This window comes from Pantoea deleyi (assembly GCF_022647325.1).
In the GTDB taxonomy this organism is placed as follows: domain Bacteria; phylum Pseudomonadota; class Gammaproteobacteria; order Enterobacterales; family Enterobacteriaceae; genus Pantoea; species Pantoea deleyi.
Window position 1 is genome coordinate 1,940,875 of record NZ_CP071405.1, and the last position, 15,945, is coordinate 1,956,819.

The 15,945-nt window shown below is 59.8% G+C and carries 13 protein-coding genes; 7 read left to right on the forward strand and 6 right to left on the reverse strand.

Translation table 11 applies throughout. The annotated features are described in order from the left end of the window. Positions 1-86: 86 nt before the first annotated feature. Positions 87-1,040: a DUF1471 family protein YdgH gene (ydgH, locus tag J1C59_RS09125; protein WP_128085873.1), complete on the reverse strand. Its 954-nt coding sequence runs from the start codon at positions 1,038-1,040 to the stop codon at positions 87-89. Between the two features lie 537 nt (positions 1,041-1,577). Here ydgH and pntA point away from each other — a divergent pair. Beyond that, positions 1,578-3,110 (forward strand): Re/Si-specific NAD(P)(+) transhydrogenase subunit alpha, encoded by a 1,533-nt coding sequence (gene pntA / locus J1C59_RS09130; protein WP_128085872.1) that lies wholly within the window; start codon positions 1,578-1,580, stop codon positions 3,108-3,110. 3 nt (positions 3,111-3,113) lie between these two features. Further along, entirely contained in the window at positions 3,114-4,502 is a 1,389-nt protein-coding gene (pntB, locus tag J1C59_RS09135) for a Re/Si-specific NAD(P)(+) transhydrogenase subunit beta (protein ID WP_128085871.1), read from the forward strand. Positions 4,503-4,548: 46 nt separating this feature from the next. On the opposite strand, the gene uspE is transcribed toward pntB, so the two are convergent. The 3 genes from uspE to J1C59_RS21820 all read right to left on the reverse strand — a co-directional run bounded on the left by uspE (position 4,549) and on the right by J1C59_RS21820 (position 6,568). After that, a complete protein-coding gene (gene uspE / locus J1C59_RS09140; protein ID WP_128085870.1) occupies positions 4,549-5,505 on the reverse strand; it encodes a universal stress protein UspE in 957 nt (318 codons plus the stop codon). 116 nt (positions 5,506-5,621) lie between these two features. Beyond that, positions 5,622-6,374 carry an FNR family transcription factor gene (locus tag J1C59_RS09145; protein ID WP_010244686.1) on the reverse strand — a complete coding sequence of 251 codons (753 nt, stop codon included), beginning with the start codon at positions 6,372-6,374 and terminating at the stop codon, positions 5,622-5,624. Positions 6,375-6,436: 62 nt separating this feature from the next. Next, a complete protein-coding gene (locus tag J1C59_RS21820) occupies positions 6,437-6,568 on the reverse strand; it encodes a hypothetical protein (RefSeq protein WP_277933480.1) in 132 nt (43 codons plus the stop codon). Between the two features lie 122 nt (positions 6,569-6,690). On the opposite strand from J1C59_RS21820, the gene smrA reads away from it, so the two are divergent. Then, positions 6,691-7,257, forward strand: a complete 567-nt coding sequence (smrA, locus tag J1C59_RS09150; RefSeq protein ID WP_128085869.1) for a DNA endonuclease SmrA — start codon at positions 6,691-6,693, stop codon at positions 7,255-7,257. Here smrA and J1C59_RS09155 read toward each other — a convergent pair. Then, positions 7,254-8,174 (reverse strand): LysR substrate-binding domain-containing protein, encoded by a 921-nt coding sequence (locus J1C59_RS09155; RefSeq protein ID WP_128085868.1) that lies wholly within the window; start codon positions 8,172-8,174, stop codon positions 7,254-7,256. The two genes, smrA and J1C59_RS09155, sit on opposite strands and share 4 nt — an antisense overlap. 322 nt (positions 8,175-8,496) lie before the next feature. Between J1C59_RS09155 and J1C59_RS09160 the strand changes: the two genes are divergently transcribed. The 4 genes from J1C59_RS09160 to J1C59_RS09175 all read left to right on the forward strand — a co-directional run bounded on the left by J1C59_RS09160 (position 8,497) and on the right by J1C59_RS09175 (position 15,049). Further along, the gene (locus J1C59_RS09160) at positions 8,497-9,831 is read left to right on the forward strand and encodes an MFS transporter (protein WP_128085867.1); all 1,335 of its coding nucleotides are present in this window, start codon (positions 8,497-8,499) and stop codon (positions 9,829-9,831) included. 67 nt (positions 9,832-9,898) lie between these two features. Further along, a complete protein-coding gene (gene hglS / locus J1C59_RS09165) occupies positions 9,899-11,242 on the forward strand; it encodes a 2-oxoadipate dioxygenase/decarboxylase HglS (protein WP_140917246.1) in 1,344 nt (447 codons plus the stop codon). Between the two features lie 405 nt (positions 11,243-11,647). Beyond that, positions 11,648-13,168 carry a carboxylesterase/lipase family protein gene (locus J1C59_RS09170; protein ID WP_140917245.1) on the forward strand — a complete coding sequence of 507 codons (1,521 nt, stop codon included), beginning with the start codon at positions 11,648-11,650 and terminating at the stop codon, positions 13,166-13,168. A gap of 216 nt (positions 13,169-13,384) precedes the next feature. Beyond that, entirely contained in the window at positions 13,385-15,049 is a 1,665-nt protein-coding gene (locus J1C59_RS09175) for a methyl-accepting chemotaxis protein (RefSeq protein WP_128086915.1), read from the forward strand. Here J1C59_RS09175 and J1C59_RS09180 read toward each other — a convergent pair. Then, complete coding sequence (locus tag J1C59_RS09180) at positions 15,007-15,888, reverse strand: LysR substrate-binding domain-containing protein (RefSeq protein WP_140917244.1); 882 nt, start codon at positions 15,886-15,888, stop codon at positions 15,007-15,009. The two genes, J1C59_RS09175 and J1C59_RS09180, sit on opposite strands and share 43 nt — an antisense overlap. Between the last annotated feature and the right edge of the window lie 57 nt (positions 15,889-15,945).

The window sequence follows — 15,945 nt, forward strand, 5'->3', positions numbered from 1 at the left end:
TGTGGCAGGGGATGGCAATGCGTGACTATGCAAATCAGCGCAGGAATTATGCAAACAGCAGGGCGGCCGACGCCGCCCTGAAGGGATTACTTAAACAGGTCTGCGGTGACGGTCAGGTTGCCGCCACTCTGGTTCTGCCACTGACGGGTGACGTGGTAGAACTTCGCCCCTCTGTCAGCCGCACGCTTCGCCACTTCTTCTGACACTTCTGTCGGGGTGCCGAAGTGTCCGGTGAAGGTCACGGTATCGAACGGCTGCATCTGCGCAGCCGTAATCGCGTTGACTTCCTGCACGGATTTGCCGTTTGGCAGATTCACCGTGTAGCGCTTGCCAGTTGAGCTTTGCGTTTCGAAGAAACGGCCCACTTTGTTGCTTGGCGTTTCAGACGAGGCCACGCCAGGGATCTCGACGTTAGCCGCCGCTGCACCACCGGTTGCCAGCGCGGCTTTACCCGCTTCGGAATCGGCCGGGATGGCGTTCGGGGTCTGCACCACGCGCGCTTTCGCATCGGCTTTGTAGACGTAAGCCGTCACGTACTGGTTGCCGCCGCTGTTCGCGTCGATCTGGCGAACGATAAAGAAGGCGGCGGCGCCTTTCTGTTTTGCGGCTTTGGAGATCGCATCGTTAACGTCCGGCTGGCTGGCAAAGAAGCCGCTGACCGAAACGGTATCAAAAGGCTCCAGCCGGTAGGCTTCCGCTTTTGGCAGTTCGTTGACGCCGTTGAAGCGACGGTAGGTTTTGGTGTCCTGGGCTTCCGGGGCATCGGCTTTATAGAGGTCGGCGGTGACGCGCCAGTTGCCGCTGTTACCGTTGCTGTCGTTAATCCCCTGAATGTAGAAAGAGGCCGCGCCCAGCTGATCTGCACGCTTCGACACCGCATCGGCAGCGTCGCCAATTGCGTTGAAACGGCCGGTGATATTAATACGTTCGAATGGCTTCAACGCGGCCGCTTTTTCTGGCGTTAACTCCTGCGCAGCGAATGCATTGGCTGCCAGCAGGGACAACAGAGTGGACGCCAGAATAGTGTTCTTCAGCTTCATAAAAATAATCCTTCGCCTTACGCAAAAATGAGTACGAAAACGTGCTGGACTCTTGATGTATAACAGATTAGCCGCTGATTATTGCATGTTATAAACAGACTGTCGCAGCGATTTTTTGTCTCACATCGCGTTATTCACAAACCGGTTTTTCATTTGATTATCATCTGAGTGCGCCAGGGCCATTTCTGCCGGGATTAACCGGTAAAAGCGGTAACGCTTAGCGCTATTTCAGTTAATGCATTGTTAAATAAAGGTTTTTAATAACGCCTTGTTCGCCCGAAGGCCCTCGTCTCTGGCAGAAAATCTGCCTGCGATACGATTTTGCAGTGGGATAACGCCGGTTTTTTAGCGCAACACTGAATAATCCGGCGAATGTCACGACGCGGCCTGGCGGCGGTAGATCGCCTGTCACATTTTCAGTAGGTTATAAACACTTTGAAACAGCGGCACCGTGACCGTAAGCCGGGACTATCATCCTGCTGCGCGGGCGCGTTGCCCATCCGGGCCATCATCCTTTAACCGATGAAAGGAAACACTATGTTAATTGGAATACCCAAGGAAAGGTTGCCAAACGAGTCGCGCGTGGCCGCCACGCCAAAGACCGTCGAACAACTGATCAGGCTGGGTTTCAGCGTCACGCTTGAGCATGACGCCGGTAAACGTGCCAGCTTCGATGATGAAAGCTATCTCGCCGCCGGTGCCACACTCAGCGACAGAGAGCAGGTCTGGCAGGCCGATATCGTGCTGAAGGTCAATGCACCGGATGATGAAGAGATCGCACTGACCCGCGCGGGCAGTACGCTGGTCAGCTTTATCTGGCCCGCGCAGAATCCGGCCCTGCTGGAGAAGCTGGCCGCGCGTCAGGTCACGGTGATGGCGATGGATTCGGTGCCGCGCATCTCGCGCGCGCAGTCGCTGGATGCCCTGAGCTCCATGGCGAACATCGCCGGTTATCGCGCCATCGTCGAGGCGGCCCACGAATTTGGCCGCTTCTTCACCGGTCAGATTACCGCGGCCGGTAAAGTGCCACCGGCAAAAGTGATGGTGATCGGGGCCGGTGTGGCCGGTCTGGCTGCGATTGGCGCGGCGGGCAGCCTGGGCGCGATTGTCCGGGCATTCGACACCCGCCCGGAGGTCAAAGAGCAGGTGCAGAGTATGGGCGCCGAATTCCTCGAACTCGATTTTGAAGAGGAGGCGGGCAGCGGTGACGGCTATGCCAGGGTCATGTCAGAGGCCTTTATCCGGGCCGAGATGGCGCTGTTTGCCAGCCAGGCGAAAGAGGTGGATATCATCGTCACCACGGCGCTGATCCCCGGTAAACCGGCACCCGAACTGATCACCGCAGAGATGGTCGCCAGCATGAAGCCGGGCAGCGTGATTGTGGATCTGGCCGCGCAGACCGGCGGCAACTGCGCGCTGACCGTCGCCGATCAGGTGACCGTGACCCCGAACGGCGTGAAGATCATCGGTTACACCGATCTGCCCAGCCGTCTGCCGACCCAGTCTTCCCAGCTCTACGGAACCAACCTGGTCAACCTGCTTAAGCTGCTGTGTAAAGAGAAGTCAGGCGAGATTGCTATCGATTTCGACGATGTGGTCGTGCGCGGAGTGACGGTGGTTCGCGCAGGCGAAATCACCTGGCCGGCTCCGCCGATTCAGGTCTCAGCCGCACCCCAGGCGAAAGCGGCAGCCGTGAAGCCGGCCGCGCCGGTTGAAACCCGGCCCGCGTCGCCGTGGCGCAACTATCTGCTGATGGCGCTGGCCATTGTGCTGTTTGGCTGGATGGCCAGCGTCGCGCCTGCGGAATTCCTCTCGCACTTCACCGTGTTCGCACTCGCCTGCGTGGTGGGCTACTACGTTGTCTGGAACGTCAGTCATGCGCTCCATACGCCGCTGATGTCGGTGACCAATGCCATCTCCGGCATCATCGTTATCGGGGCGGTTTTGCAGATGGGGCACGGTGGCTGGGTCACCTTCATCGCCTTTATTGCCGTGCTGATTGCCAGCATCAATATCTTTGGTGGCTTCACCGTCACCCAGCGCATGCTGAAAATGTTTCGTAAGGGGTAAGCCATGTCTGGCGGATTAGTCACTGCAGCCTATATCGTGGCTGCCATTCTCTTCATCTGTAGCCTTGCGGGCCTCTCACGTCATGAGACCTCAAAGCGGGGCAATATTTTCGGTATCAGCGGCATGGCGATTGCGCTGGTCGCGACCATCTTCGGCCCGGACAGCGGCCATGTCGCCTGGATCCTGCTGGCGATGGTCATCGGTGGCGCCATCGGTATTCGTCTGGCGAAAAAGGTCGAAATGACCGAAATGCCGGAGCTGGTGGCGATTCTGCACAGCTTCGTCGGCCTGGCCGCGGTGCTGGTGGGCATCAACAGTTACATCGAACACGCGCCTGGTCTGCCCGCCGTGCTGGAGAATATCCACCTCAGCGAGGTCTTTGTCGGGATCTTTATCGGTGCCGTAACCTTCACCGGCTCGCTGGTGGCCTTTGGCAAACTGTGTGGCAAGGTCTCCTCACGGCCGCTGGCACTGCCTCATCGTCATAAGCTGAATCTGCTGGCGCTGGTCGTCTCGTTCCTGCTGCTGCTGTGGTTTGTGAACACCGGCAGCACCGCCGCGCAGGTCTTTGCGCTGCTGCTGATGACGGTGATTGCGCTGGCGTTTGGCTGGCATCTGGTCGCCTCTATCGGCGGCGCGGATATGCCGGTCGTGGTCTCAATGCTCAACTCCTACTCGGGCTGGGCGGCCGCGGCGGCCGGTTTCATGCTCAGCAACGATCTGCTGATTGTGACCGGTGCGCTGGTCGGCTCATCCGGTGCCATCCTCTCCTATATCATGTGTAAAGCGATGAACCGCTCGTTTATCAGCGTGATCGCCGGTGGCTTTGGCACCGACGTGAGCAGCGGTGATGATGCGCAGGAAGCGGGGGAGTATCGCGAGATTACCGCTGAAGAGACCGCCGAGATGCTCAAGGCGTCCGGTTCGGTGATCATCACGCCGGGATACGGCATGGCGGTGGCGCAGGCGCAGTATCCGGTGGCGGAAATTACCGCCCGGCTGCGGGCGCTGGGCATCAACGTGCGTTTTGGGATCCATCCGGTGGCAGGGCGTCTGCCGGGGCACATGAACGTACTGCTGGCCGAAGCGAAGGTGCCGTATGACGTGGTGCTGGAGATGGATGAGATCAACGATGACTTCAGCAACACCGACACCGTGCTGGTGATCGGCGCGAACGACACCGTTAACCCGGCCGCACAGGACGATCCCCGCAGTCCGATAGCCGGTATGCCGGTGCTGGAAGTGTGGAAGGCGCAGAATGTGGTGGTGTTTAAACGGTCGATGAATACCGGCTATGCCGGGGTACAGAACCCGCTCTTCTTCAAAGAGAACAGTCAGATGCTGTTTGGCGATGCCAAAGCCAGCGTGGAAGCGATTCTCAAAGCGCTGTAATAAAAACGGGCGGCTCATCAGCCGCCCGTTTTCTTATAAAGAGGCGTTAATCCTCCTCATCCTCTTCATCATCCAGGTCGATTGGCGATTTGAAATCGTCGGGCTTCAGCGCCAGCAGGTCGCAGCGCAGATGGTCAATGACCTGTTCCGCCGTATTGCCCAGGAACGCCGCCGAGAGACCGGTGCGCCCGATGGTGCCGAGCACAACCACGCCTGCGCCCAGATGTGCCGCCAGATCGGGGATCACCTCTTCCGGCAGGCCCTTGGCGACGTGAGTGAACTCTTCCCCGATAGAGAACTTCTGGCGCAGCGCCTTCATGGCGACCAGATGCTGGCCCCGGATGGCGTCGTTATAGACGCTGGGATCGAAATCGGGCAGCTCAATCGCAATATTGATAGGGGTAATCGGATAGGCACCGACCAGATGCACCTCGGTCTGATTGACCTTTTCCGCCAGCTTCACCGTTTCACGGATTAGCTTCTGATTCAGGCCGTCGTGATGCGGCTCCTCGCTGGCCAGGTTAACCGCGACGATTGCCTTACCGCCCTCCGGCCACGGCTGATCTTTCACCATCCAGACCGGGCACGGACATTTGCGCAGCAGATGCCAGTCGGTCGGGGTAAAAATCACCGACTCCAGGCGATCATGCTGATGCGCCATTTTCAGCACCAGGTCATGCTGATGGGCGAGCACTTCCTGGATGATGGCTTCATAAGGACGGTTGTGCCAGATCACTTTGATGTCGATATCGACACCGGCATCAAGATAGGCGTGCGCCTGTTCGCGGATCCATTCCGTGCGCTGGCTGATCACGCCCTGACGCATCGAGGCGCGCTCATCCGGTGAAAGCAGGGTAGTCATCTCATACGAGAAGTCATAAATAGGCAGGAACGCTTTAATTCTTCCGCCAATCCGCTGATTAAGATAGACCGCACGCCGCAGCGCGGGCTGATCGTCTTGCTGGGGATCGATAGCGACCAGAATATTTTGGTATTGAGACATGAGGCATTCTCCTTAAACCCGAGCGTTGGATTAAAGATAGCCTATGTTTCACAGCGGAAGAAGTGAAAAAGTTACTGCCGGATCAACAAAATAAGATTTATTGATCCGGCGGCGGATCAGGCGGCCTGATGGCTCTGACCGGCTAACTCTTCCAGCAGGGCGTGGTTTTCGATGGTGATATATTTGCCTTTTACCGCCAGCATGCCGGACTTCTGGAAACGCCCCAGCAGACGGCTGATGGTTTCCACGGTCAGGCCCAGGTAATTACCGATGTCGCCACGGGTCATGGTGAGGCGGAACTCACGCTGTGAGAAGCCACGCTGACCAAAACGGCGCGAAAGATTCCAGATAAACGCCGCCAGGCGCTCTTCGGCATTTTTCTTCGACAGCAGCAGGATCATATCCTGGTCGCCTTTGATTTCGCCGCTCATCAGGCGCATCATCTGCTGACGCAGCGCAGGCATTTTGCCCGACAGGTCATCCAGCGTTTCAAACGGAATTTCACAGACCATGGCCGTTTCCAGCGCCTGGGCAAAGCTGGGATGGCTGGACCCCATGATGGCATCAAAGCCGACCAGGTCACCCGCCAGGTGAAAACCGGTGATCTGCTCATCACCCTGTTCGGTAATGGTGTAGCTTTTGATGGTGCCTGAGCGAATCGCATAGAGAGACTTCAGTTCATCCCCGGCTTTAAAGAGCGTTTGCCCTTTCTGAATCGGTTTCTTACGCTCAATGATATTGTCGAGCTGATCCAGCTCATGTTCATTTAACGTGAAGGGGATGCAGAGCTGACTGATGCTGCAATCCTGGCAGTGAATGGCACAACCGCCTGACTGAATACGACGAATGCTGCGTTTTTCAGGGATCATAATAGTTTGCTCGACGATTATTGACTGGGGTCAATTTTAACATTTTTTGCGCTGAAGGGAACTCATCCGAGCAGTTTTACACCCACAAAGATCAGGGTCGTATGGGACAGCGCGGAAGGCCGCTGTAGCGGGCTTTCCGTCACGCACATCACCTCGCTGTCACGAAAACTTTCCGCTTTTGTGATCTGCTCCACGGTTCTGCTGCGCGAAATCTGGACAAAAAAGCGGGGTGGCCCGGTGATTGCAGATTTTGCTACGCTAACGTCATAAGCCTGATTTACCCGTTCCATCAATTTTAACCAGGTGTGAGAAAACCATGAACCTTGATGATAACGATCTCTTTCGGGATGCCATGGGTGATGTCACGCCGTTAAAAGACACCACGACAACTTTATGGCTCAAATCACCCTCCACGAAAGCCCCGCGCCATCCGCCTGGTGAGTCAGAGCAGGAAAACTTTCTGACCCGGGGCTATCTGGAGATCGTGCCGCTCAATACGCCGCTGGAGTACAAGGCCGACGGCATTCAGCAGGGCATTCTGGATAAGCTGCGCAGAGGCGAATATGCGCTGGATGCGAGCCTGAACCTGCTGCGTCAGCCGGTGGAGACCTGCCGTCAGGCGCTGTTCAGTTTTATGATGCAGGCGCACAAACAGGGATTAAGGAATCTGCTGATCATCCACGGCAAAGGCCGCGATGATGAGTCGCACGCCAACATCGTGCGCAGCTATCTGGCGCGCTGGTTACCGCAGTTTGAGGATGTACAGACGTTCTGCGTGGCGCAGACTCAGCACGGCGGGGGCGGCGCGCTCTATGTAGGCTTGCGGAAAACCGATAAAGCGCGGCTTGAAAACCGCGAGCGGCATGCGAAACGCAGCCGCTAGCTGTGAAACTTGCGGATGGTGGACATCAGAACCTCGGCGCTCAGGCTCAGCTCTGCGCCGGTGCGGGTAATAATGCCGACCGGTTCACCCGGACCGGAAGAGTTAATTGGCAGGGCGCAGACAGCATTGTGGCTGAGATCCTCTTTAATCGCGCCGGAGGGAACAAACCAGATATAGTCGTAGCGCAGCGCGAGCTGGCGCGCCAGCGAGGTCGATGAGGTCTCGATGCAGTGAGGCGGCAGGGCACTGCCCTGTTCATCCAGCATCTGTTGGGCGATGCGGCGTGGCGCAGTGCCTTCGGGTGAAATCACCACCGGCCACTGCATGGCGCGGGAAAGTGTGACGTTGTCACTTAAGAGCGGATGTTCCGGCCTGACCACCAGCTTCAGGGATTCCAGAAACAGCAGTTCATAGGTCAGTCCGGTCATCATGTCGCTGTCCGCCATCCGGCCAATGCCGATGTCAAACTCGCCCGCGCGCAGGCCAGCCAGCAGCACATTGTTATGCAGCGTCGCCACCTGGATGGTGGTGTTGGGCTGTAGCTGATGAAAACGGTCAAGGATGCGCGGCAGCATGCCCATCGCCGCCGTGGTCAGGGCGCCCAGCCGGATGATCACCGGGGCGTCGCCCGGCTGTTCGTTGAAACTCTGCCCGGCATGATTCAGGGCGTCGAGCACCCGGACGGCGTGGGTCAGAAACTGTTCGCCCATGGTGGTCAGCTGCGCCCCCAGCCGGCCTCGTTCAAACAGACGCACACCCGTCAGCTCTTCCAGTTCGTTCAGGGTCTTGGAGAGCGCGGGCTGGCTCAGGCTCAGCGTCTCTGCCGCCCGGCCCAGGGTACCCTGCTGCGCAACGGCAACGAAGGTATGTAGATGGCGCAAGCGAATGCGCTGATTGAAAAGGATATTTTTTTCCATAGCCTCAACTTAATGAGAATCACTGCCTTCAGGCAATAGTTTAAAATGAATTTTGTTAACTTTGCTGCAAAATTATTTTAACAAACAGGGTGGAAAGCGGCGGTTTTCCCGTTAACCCTCTGAAAGAAAACTGTTCATTTTAAAAATGCCCGAACGAAAGCACTCCCGGCCAGCCCACTATCAAGGACTTAGCGCGTCCGGATAGCATCATTCTCTCCTTTCTGCAAAAAAACTGACCGCTTAAGGTTAACGATGGGCTATCATTAGCGCCGTTTTTTTTACTTAAACTGATGTCGGATTCGTTTCTCCCGGAGAGTGTTCATTGACCAGCGTCGAGGCGGTAGATGTCCGCCAGCTTATCAATCAGCAGGGGCTCAGCCGCTGGCAAAAGCGACTTATCGCCCTCTGTTTTATCGTGGTGGCACTCGATGGCATGGACATTGCGATTATGGGCTTTATTGCGCCCACGCTGAAAGCGGCGTGGGGCGTCACCAACCATCAGCTCGGGCTGGTGATTAGCGCGGCGCTGATCGGGCTGGCGCTGGGGGCAATGGTGGCAGGGCCGCTGGCCGACCGCTACGGCCGTCGCCTGATGATCCTGTTCAGCGTCCTGTTTTTTGGCCTCTGGACGCTGGCTACCGCGCTGTCGCAGAACATCGAGCAGATGATGCTGTTCCGGTTTCTGACCGGGCTGGGGCTGGGTGCCGCGATGCCCAACGTCGGCACGCTGGTGGCAGAGTATGCGCCTGAACGCCGCCGCGCCTTTATCATCACGGTGGTGTTCTGCGGATTCACCTTCGGGGCCGCCAGCGGGGGCTTTGCCGCCTCCTGGCTCCTGCCGCGCTACGACTGGCACTCGGTACTGCTGCTCGGCGGCATCCTGCCGCTGCTGGTGCTGCCGCTGCTGATCCGGGGCCTGCCGGAGTCGGTGCGCTTTCTCATCAGCCGTGGCGCGCCTGCCGCCCGCATTCACGCTATTCTCGACCGGATGATGCCCGGCAAAACCCCGCCTGACTGCGCGTTCCACGCTCCGGAAGCGACCTTGCCGGACAGCGGTGCGGTCGGTACCGTGCTGTCGCGCCGCTATCTGTTCGGCAGCACCATGCTGTGGGGCGGCTACTTTATGGGCCTGTTCCTGGTTTATCTGATCGGCAGCTGGCTGCCCTCGCTGGTCAACACCCTGGGGATGTCGGTCACCGAGGCCGCGATTATCACCGCGATGTATCAGGCTGGCGGAACCTTAGGGTCGCTGTTTGCGGGCTGGCTGATGGACCGGTTCAACGCCAACCTGGCGCTGGCCGCCATCTATGGCTGCGGCGGGCTGTTTATCGTGGCGCTCGGCTACTCCCCGGCGGAAGTCGGCATGATGAGCGCCATCGCCTTTTGCAGCGGGTTCTGCTTTAACGGGGCCAATACCGGCATGAATGCCTTATCTGCCAGCTACTATCCGACCCATGCCCGCGCCACCGGCTCCAGCTGGATGCATGGCGTGGGGCGCGTCGGCGCGATCCTCAGCGCTTTTGTGGGCGCCGAAATGCTTTCTCTGGGCTGGTCGTTCAGCGTGATTTTCCTGCTGCTGGCGATACCGGCTGTGATCACCAGCCTGATGCTGCTGTTAAAAAATCGCTTCGGCTTTAAGCCGATCACAGATTCGTGATTTTTTCCGCTGCCGCCAGCGCGTTGCATTACAGTAGCAGCAACGCTCACGGTGTCAGGTGGATAAGATGGACAAGTTTCTCAGTGCGGATGCGATCCGTACCCGTTTTTCTCAGGCGATGTCCGCGATGTATCAGCAGGAGGTGCCGCAGTACGGCACGCTGATGCAGCTGGTCGCGACCGTTAACGATCGCGCGCTGGAAGCCGACAGCGCGCTCAGGGATCGGCTCGCGGCGGCGGATGAGATTGACCGGCTCAGCATTGAGCGTCACGGTGCCATTCGCGTGGGCACGGCGGCCGAACTGGCCACGCTGCGCCAGCTGTTTGCGGTGATGGGCATGTATCCGGTCGGCTATTACGATCTCTCGCAGGCGGGCGTACCGGTTCATTCTACCGCGTTCCGGCCGGTCGACGACGCGGCGCTGCGGCGCAATCCCTTCCGGGTGTTTACCTCGCTGCTGCGTCCTGAACTGATCGACGATGAATCGCTGCGTGAAAAGGCCGCAGAGATCCTCGCGGCGCGCGATATCTTTACGCCCCGTTGCCGGGCGCTGCTGGCCCTTCATGCGCAGCAGGGCGGGCTGACCGACGCGCAGGCCGGTGAGTTTGTCACCGAAGCGCTGGAAACCTTCCGCTGGCACGCTCACAGCAGCGTCGACAGCCAGACCTATCAGGCGCTGAACCAGCAGCACCGGCTGATTGCCGATGTGGTCTGTTTCCCCGGCTGCCACATCAACCATCTTACGCCACGCACGCTGGACATCGACCGCGTGCAGCAGCTGATGCCGTCGCGCGGCATCGATCCTAAAACCCTGATTGAAGGGCCGCCGCGCCGCAGGGTACCGATCCTGCTGCGACAGACCAGCTTTAAGGCGCTGGAGGAGCCGATCGTCTTCCGCGATGGTCACCAGGGAACCCACACGGCGCGCTTCGGGGAGATAGAGCAGCGCGGCGTGGCGCTGACGCCACAGGGCCGTGCGCGCTACGATCGGCTGCTCAGCGAGGCGGGCAGCGGGCAGGATAACCAGCAGCACCAGCAGCATCTGGCGGACATTTTCCGTGATTTCCCCGACGACGAAACCACGCTGCGTCAGCAGGGGCTGGCCTGGTTCCGCTATCGCCTGAGTGAAAAGGGCCTGGCGACGCCGCCCGCGCAGGGCGAGTCGCTGGAGACGCTGATAGCAGCAGGGCGTGTGCTGGCCGAACCCCAGACCTACGAAGATTTTCTGCCCGTCAGCGCGGCCGGTATCTTCCAGTCCAATCTTGGCGATCGGGCGCAGATCCGTTCCGCGGGTCAGGCGAGCCGCCAGACCTTCGAGGCGGCGCTGGGGTGTGCCGTGCTGGATGAGATGGCGTTATATGAAGCGCGTCAGCAGCAGTCGCTGGCGCAGTGCGGGTTGCGTCCTGCCTGAGGCGCCGGCCGGGCAGCCTCGCCGTTGCCCGGCATCCTTCCTCAGGTGGCTGGCCCTGAAGCCGGAAAAAGCGGGACAAATCTGCTGCCCGCCGGGCACAGATAAACGGGTTAACAGCGCACGCAGATTTCTCTGCGTGAATATCCTGAAACGTTAAAGCGATGACGGCCGGGCGGAGGCAGCCCGCGCCGCGCAGGCGGTCTGTCGCGCGCGTCCGGCAACTGGTCCGGCCAGAAAATGATAACCCATGCTTATCTCACAGCCTTAACGGATGCCCCAGACCGGCAGGCGATCGTGCGCATGCCTGACCCTTACGCTTCGGTATATTCTGCAAATCCCCTCCCTGCATGGACAATGCTGGCGGGCCTGCAAATAATGGAGGAACGTCTGAACAGGGAAACAGGAATGAAAAACGAAACAGGTCTGAGGATCATGACGGCTGAGGGTGAGTTGCGTGGAAACATGGACGATGACCTTTTCGTATTCAGAGGCATACCTTATGCAGCGCCCCCGGTGGGCGCGTTACGCTGGCGTCCGCCACAGCCGGTCACGCCCTGGCAGGGTGTGCGCGATGCCACCGCGTTCAGCGCCGCCGGCTGGCAGAACCGGACTTACTGTCAGGCTGTCGGCGGCGGCGATCCCGGGGAGTTCAGCGAAGACGCGCTCTACCTGAATGTCTGGACGCCCGATGTTGAGCCGTCCCGGCCGCTGCCGGTAATGGTGTGGCTGCACGGCGGCGGTTTTACCCTCGGCGCGGGCGGACTGGCACCCTACAGCGGCAAGCCCCTGGCGTCACGCGGCGCAGTGGTGGTGACGCTGAATTACCGGCTGGGCCACCTGGGATTCTTCTCGCATCCCGCGCTGGATGCGGAATACCCCGCGGGCGGCACGGTGAACAATTTTGGTCTGCTGGATCAGATTGCCGCGCTGCAGTGGGTGCAGCGCAATATTCCGGCTTTTGGCGGCGACCGCCGCAACGTCACCCTTTTTGGCGAATCGTCCGGTGCGCGCAGCGTGCTGTCGCTTTGCTGTTCTCCGCTGGCGGAAGGGCTGTTCCATAAAGGCATCGTGCAGAGCGCCTACAGCCTGCCGGACACGCCACAGAAAACAGCGCGTCAGCAGGGCGTGGCGGTGGCCCGCCATCTCGGCCTGCCGCCGGATGCCAGCGCGGCTGACCTGCGCGCGCTGCCTGCCGATGCCTTCTGGCCGCTGGAGGGGGCGCTGTCGATTCCGCCCGTGCCCATCGCCGGGGATGCCGTGCTGCCCGAACCGATGCTGCGCACCTTTCTGACGGCAAAACAGCATCGTCTGCCGCTGATGGCGGGCAGCAACAGCGATGAAGCCAGCGTGCTGGACTATTTCGGCGTGGATGCCACCGCCGTGCTGCAGCAGCTGCGCGCGAAAAACCGTCTCCTCTACCGTAGCCTGAAATGGCTCTACGACATCCATGACGATCGGCTGCTGGGCCGCGCCGTGGCACGCGACATGGCGTTCAGCCTGGTGCCGTGGCTGGTGATGCGGGCGCAGCATCAGGCCGGTATGCCCGGCTGGCGCTACTGGTTTGACTACGTATCAGAGCATGCCCGCGATCTCTATCTGCACGGCACCTGGCACGGCAATGAAGTGCCCTATGCGCTGAATACGCTGAGCCAGATTCCGGAACCCAGCGACGGGCGTCCCTTCAGCGAAGCCGATCGGGCCTTTGCAGAACGGGTCAGCGAATACTGGTTCAACTTTGCCCGCGATGCGACGGAATATAAGCATCAGTTAGCGGGCGAGGTGACCTGGCCCGCCTGGCACCCCGGCGACGACGTGACAATGTCACTTGGAGAGGGCGGGCAGAATTCTATTTCGCTCAGGAAAAATTTCATGCGCGCCCGGATGCGACTGTTCCGCCTGCTGATGAGTCGGATGGTGAAACTCTGAGCTGAACCGGATGCTTAGTCTGCTAATCATGAAATTTCACGAATGCAATTTTTTTGCTTTAAAAAGCCTAATTCCCTGAATGGAGGGGCTTTTTAATCAGGAGGAGGCTGCCGACGCTGTAAAATTTCAGGTAACAAAATCGTTACATTTTGACATGCCTTTGCCGATAAATCGTTATGCCCGACGATTACGGGTCAACATGCATAGGATTTTGGTATGGGAATGCTCAAAAATTTTACCATTCGCGCAGTGATGCTCTCCATTCTGGGACTGTTTTGTCTGCTCTGGAGCGGCGTCGGGCTTTACAGCATCCACTCGCTAGGCGCGCTCAGCGAAGGCAACGATGTTGACCGCCATCTGGTTGAACAAATGACGGTGCTCAGCAAAGGCAACGATCAATATTTTCGCGTGATTACCCGGTTGTCCCGCGTGATGGAAAGCAAAGCCGCAGGCAAAGCGCTGACGGATGAGGCGTATGCGCCGGTGCAGCAGGCGCTGGACAGCATGACGCAGCAACTGGCGCGCTTTAAGCAGCTGGCACCCGGCCCGATGAATCCGGACGTGGTGGATGGGGTCATTCAGAGCTGGCAGAAACTGCTGGATGACGGCGTAACGCCGCAGCTGCAGCTGGCCCGCCAGGCGTCGGCCGACGCCTACCGTGAGCAGGCGAACAACGGCACGCCGCCGCTGAGCCGGGCTTTTGGCGTCAGCGCCGAGAAGTTTAACCAGGCCGCAGCCGAAAAGCTGGACACCACCCGGGTGGAAGTGGATCGCCTGACCGCGATGACCAAAACCATCATCACCATCACGGTGATTATCGGCCTGCTGATCCTGCTGTTTACCGACCGTTATCTGGTGGCCATGCTGGTGCGTCCGCTGGAGACCATCCGCAACCATTTCGCCGTGATCGCCACGGGCGACCTCAGCCAGCCGATCCACGAGTTCGGTCGTAACTGCGTCGGCAAACTGGTGCCGCTGCTGAGTGCGATGCAGGAGAGCCTGCGGGAAGCGGTGAGCGCCATCCGCAGCGGCACCGAGAACATTTCGCGCGGTGCGGCGGAGATCTCGGCCGGTAACAACGATCTCTCCTCGCGCACCGAGGAGCAGGCCGCTGCGCTGGAGCAGACCGCGGCCAGCATGGAGCAGTTAACCGCCACGGTGAAATTCAACGCCGACAACGCCCGTCAGGCCAGCCTGCTGGCGGAAACCGCCACCACCACTGCCCAGCGCGGCGGCCAGCTGGTCAGCGAAGTCGTCAGCACGATGGATGGCATCTCCGGCAGCTCGAAGAAGATCGCGGAGATCACCAACGTCATCAACGGCATCGCGTTCCAGACCAATATTCTGGCGCTGAACGCTGCGGTCGAAGCGGCCCGCGCCGGTGAACAGGGGCGCGGTTTTGCGGTGGTGGCGTCGGAAGTGCGTAATCTGGCCCAGCGCAGCGCCAATGCGGCTAAAGAGATCGCTACCCTGATCGAAGAGTCCGTTCAGCGCGTGGACAAAGGCGCCGAGCTGGTCAGTACCACCGGCGGCACCATGAACAACATTCTGAAGTCGGTGCAGGATGTGGATGCGATCATGAAGCAGATCGCCTCCGCGTCAGAAGAGCAGAGCAAGGGGATCTCTCAGGTCGGCACGGCGGTGACCGAAATGGACAGCGTGACCCAGCAGAACGCCTCGCTGGTCGAAGAGGTTTCGGCGGCGGCAAGCGCGCTGGCCCTGCAGACGGAAGCGCTGCAGGCGTCGGTGGCGAAGTTCCGTCTCTCCGCCACCCCGCACAGCGCGCCAGTGGTCAGCGGTAAACCGGCCGCGCCGAAGGCCCCCGTGCTGAGTGCGGCTCAGGCTAAACCGGCCGATAACGGCGACTGGGTTACCTTCTGATCCCGGCATAGCCACGCCACCAGTTCCGCCAGGAACGGTGGCGCATCCCGGGCAGGCCGCTGCAGCAGACTGTAAACGGCCCCCGTCATCACCTCGCCAGCGAACGGCTTAATCAGCCTGCCGCTGGCAATATCACTCTCCACCAGATTGCTGTCCGCAATCGCCACGCCAAATCCCTGAATGGCGGCGCTGATCGCCAGATCCATCGTGGAAAAGTGCTGGTTCCGCTTCATCACGGGCGTGACCTGCTGCGCCTGCAGCCAGCAGAGCCAGTCGCGCGTGTCAGCGGTCGGATGCAGAAAGGTCAGCGCCTCCAGCGCGGCGGGCGAGGCGGGCAGGGGCAGATTCGCCGCCATCACCGGCGTCAGCGATTCCCGGAACAGAGTGATCCCCTGGGGATGCGGCTTGCCATAGACGATCGCCGCATCGAAATTCTCCAGCTGCGAGGCATGATCCAGGGTAGTGGTCAGCGCCACGTGCAGGTCCGGGCGCTGATGCTCCAGCGCCATCAGCCGGGGCACCAGCCAGCGCATCGCGCAGGTCGGCGCTTTCAGGCGGATGCTGCTCTGGGTGCGGCGGATCTTTTCGCTGGCCTGAACCATCTGCTCGAACCCGGCGCGCAGGTCGGGCAGCAGGGCGGCCCCCTGCGGGGTCAGCCGCAGCCCGCGCGCATGGCGGTCAAACAGCGTCACCCCGAGCCACTGTTCCAGCGAGGTTATCTTGCGGCTCACCGCGCCCTGGGTCAGGCAGAGTTCGCGGGCGGCATGCGTCAGATTGAGATGCCGGGCGGTCACCAGAAACGCGTGGATGGCATTCAGCGGTAGCGATGTACGGGACACAAGAGACCTCAGCTATGCATTTTTGTCATGGCTATTATGACGACATTTCGCTTGCCG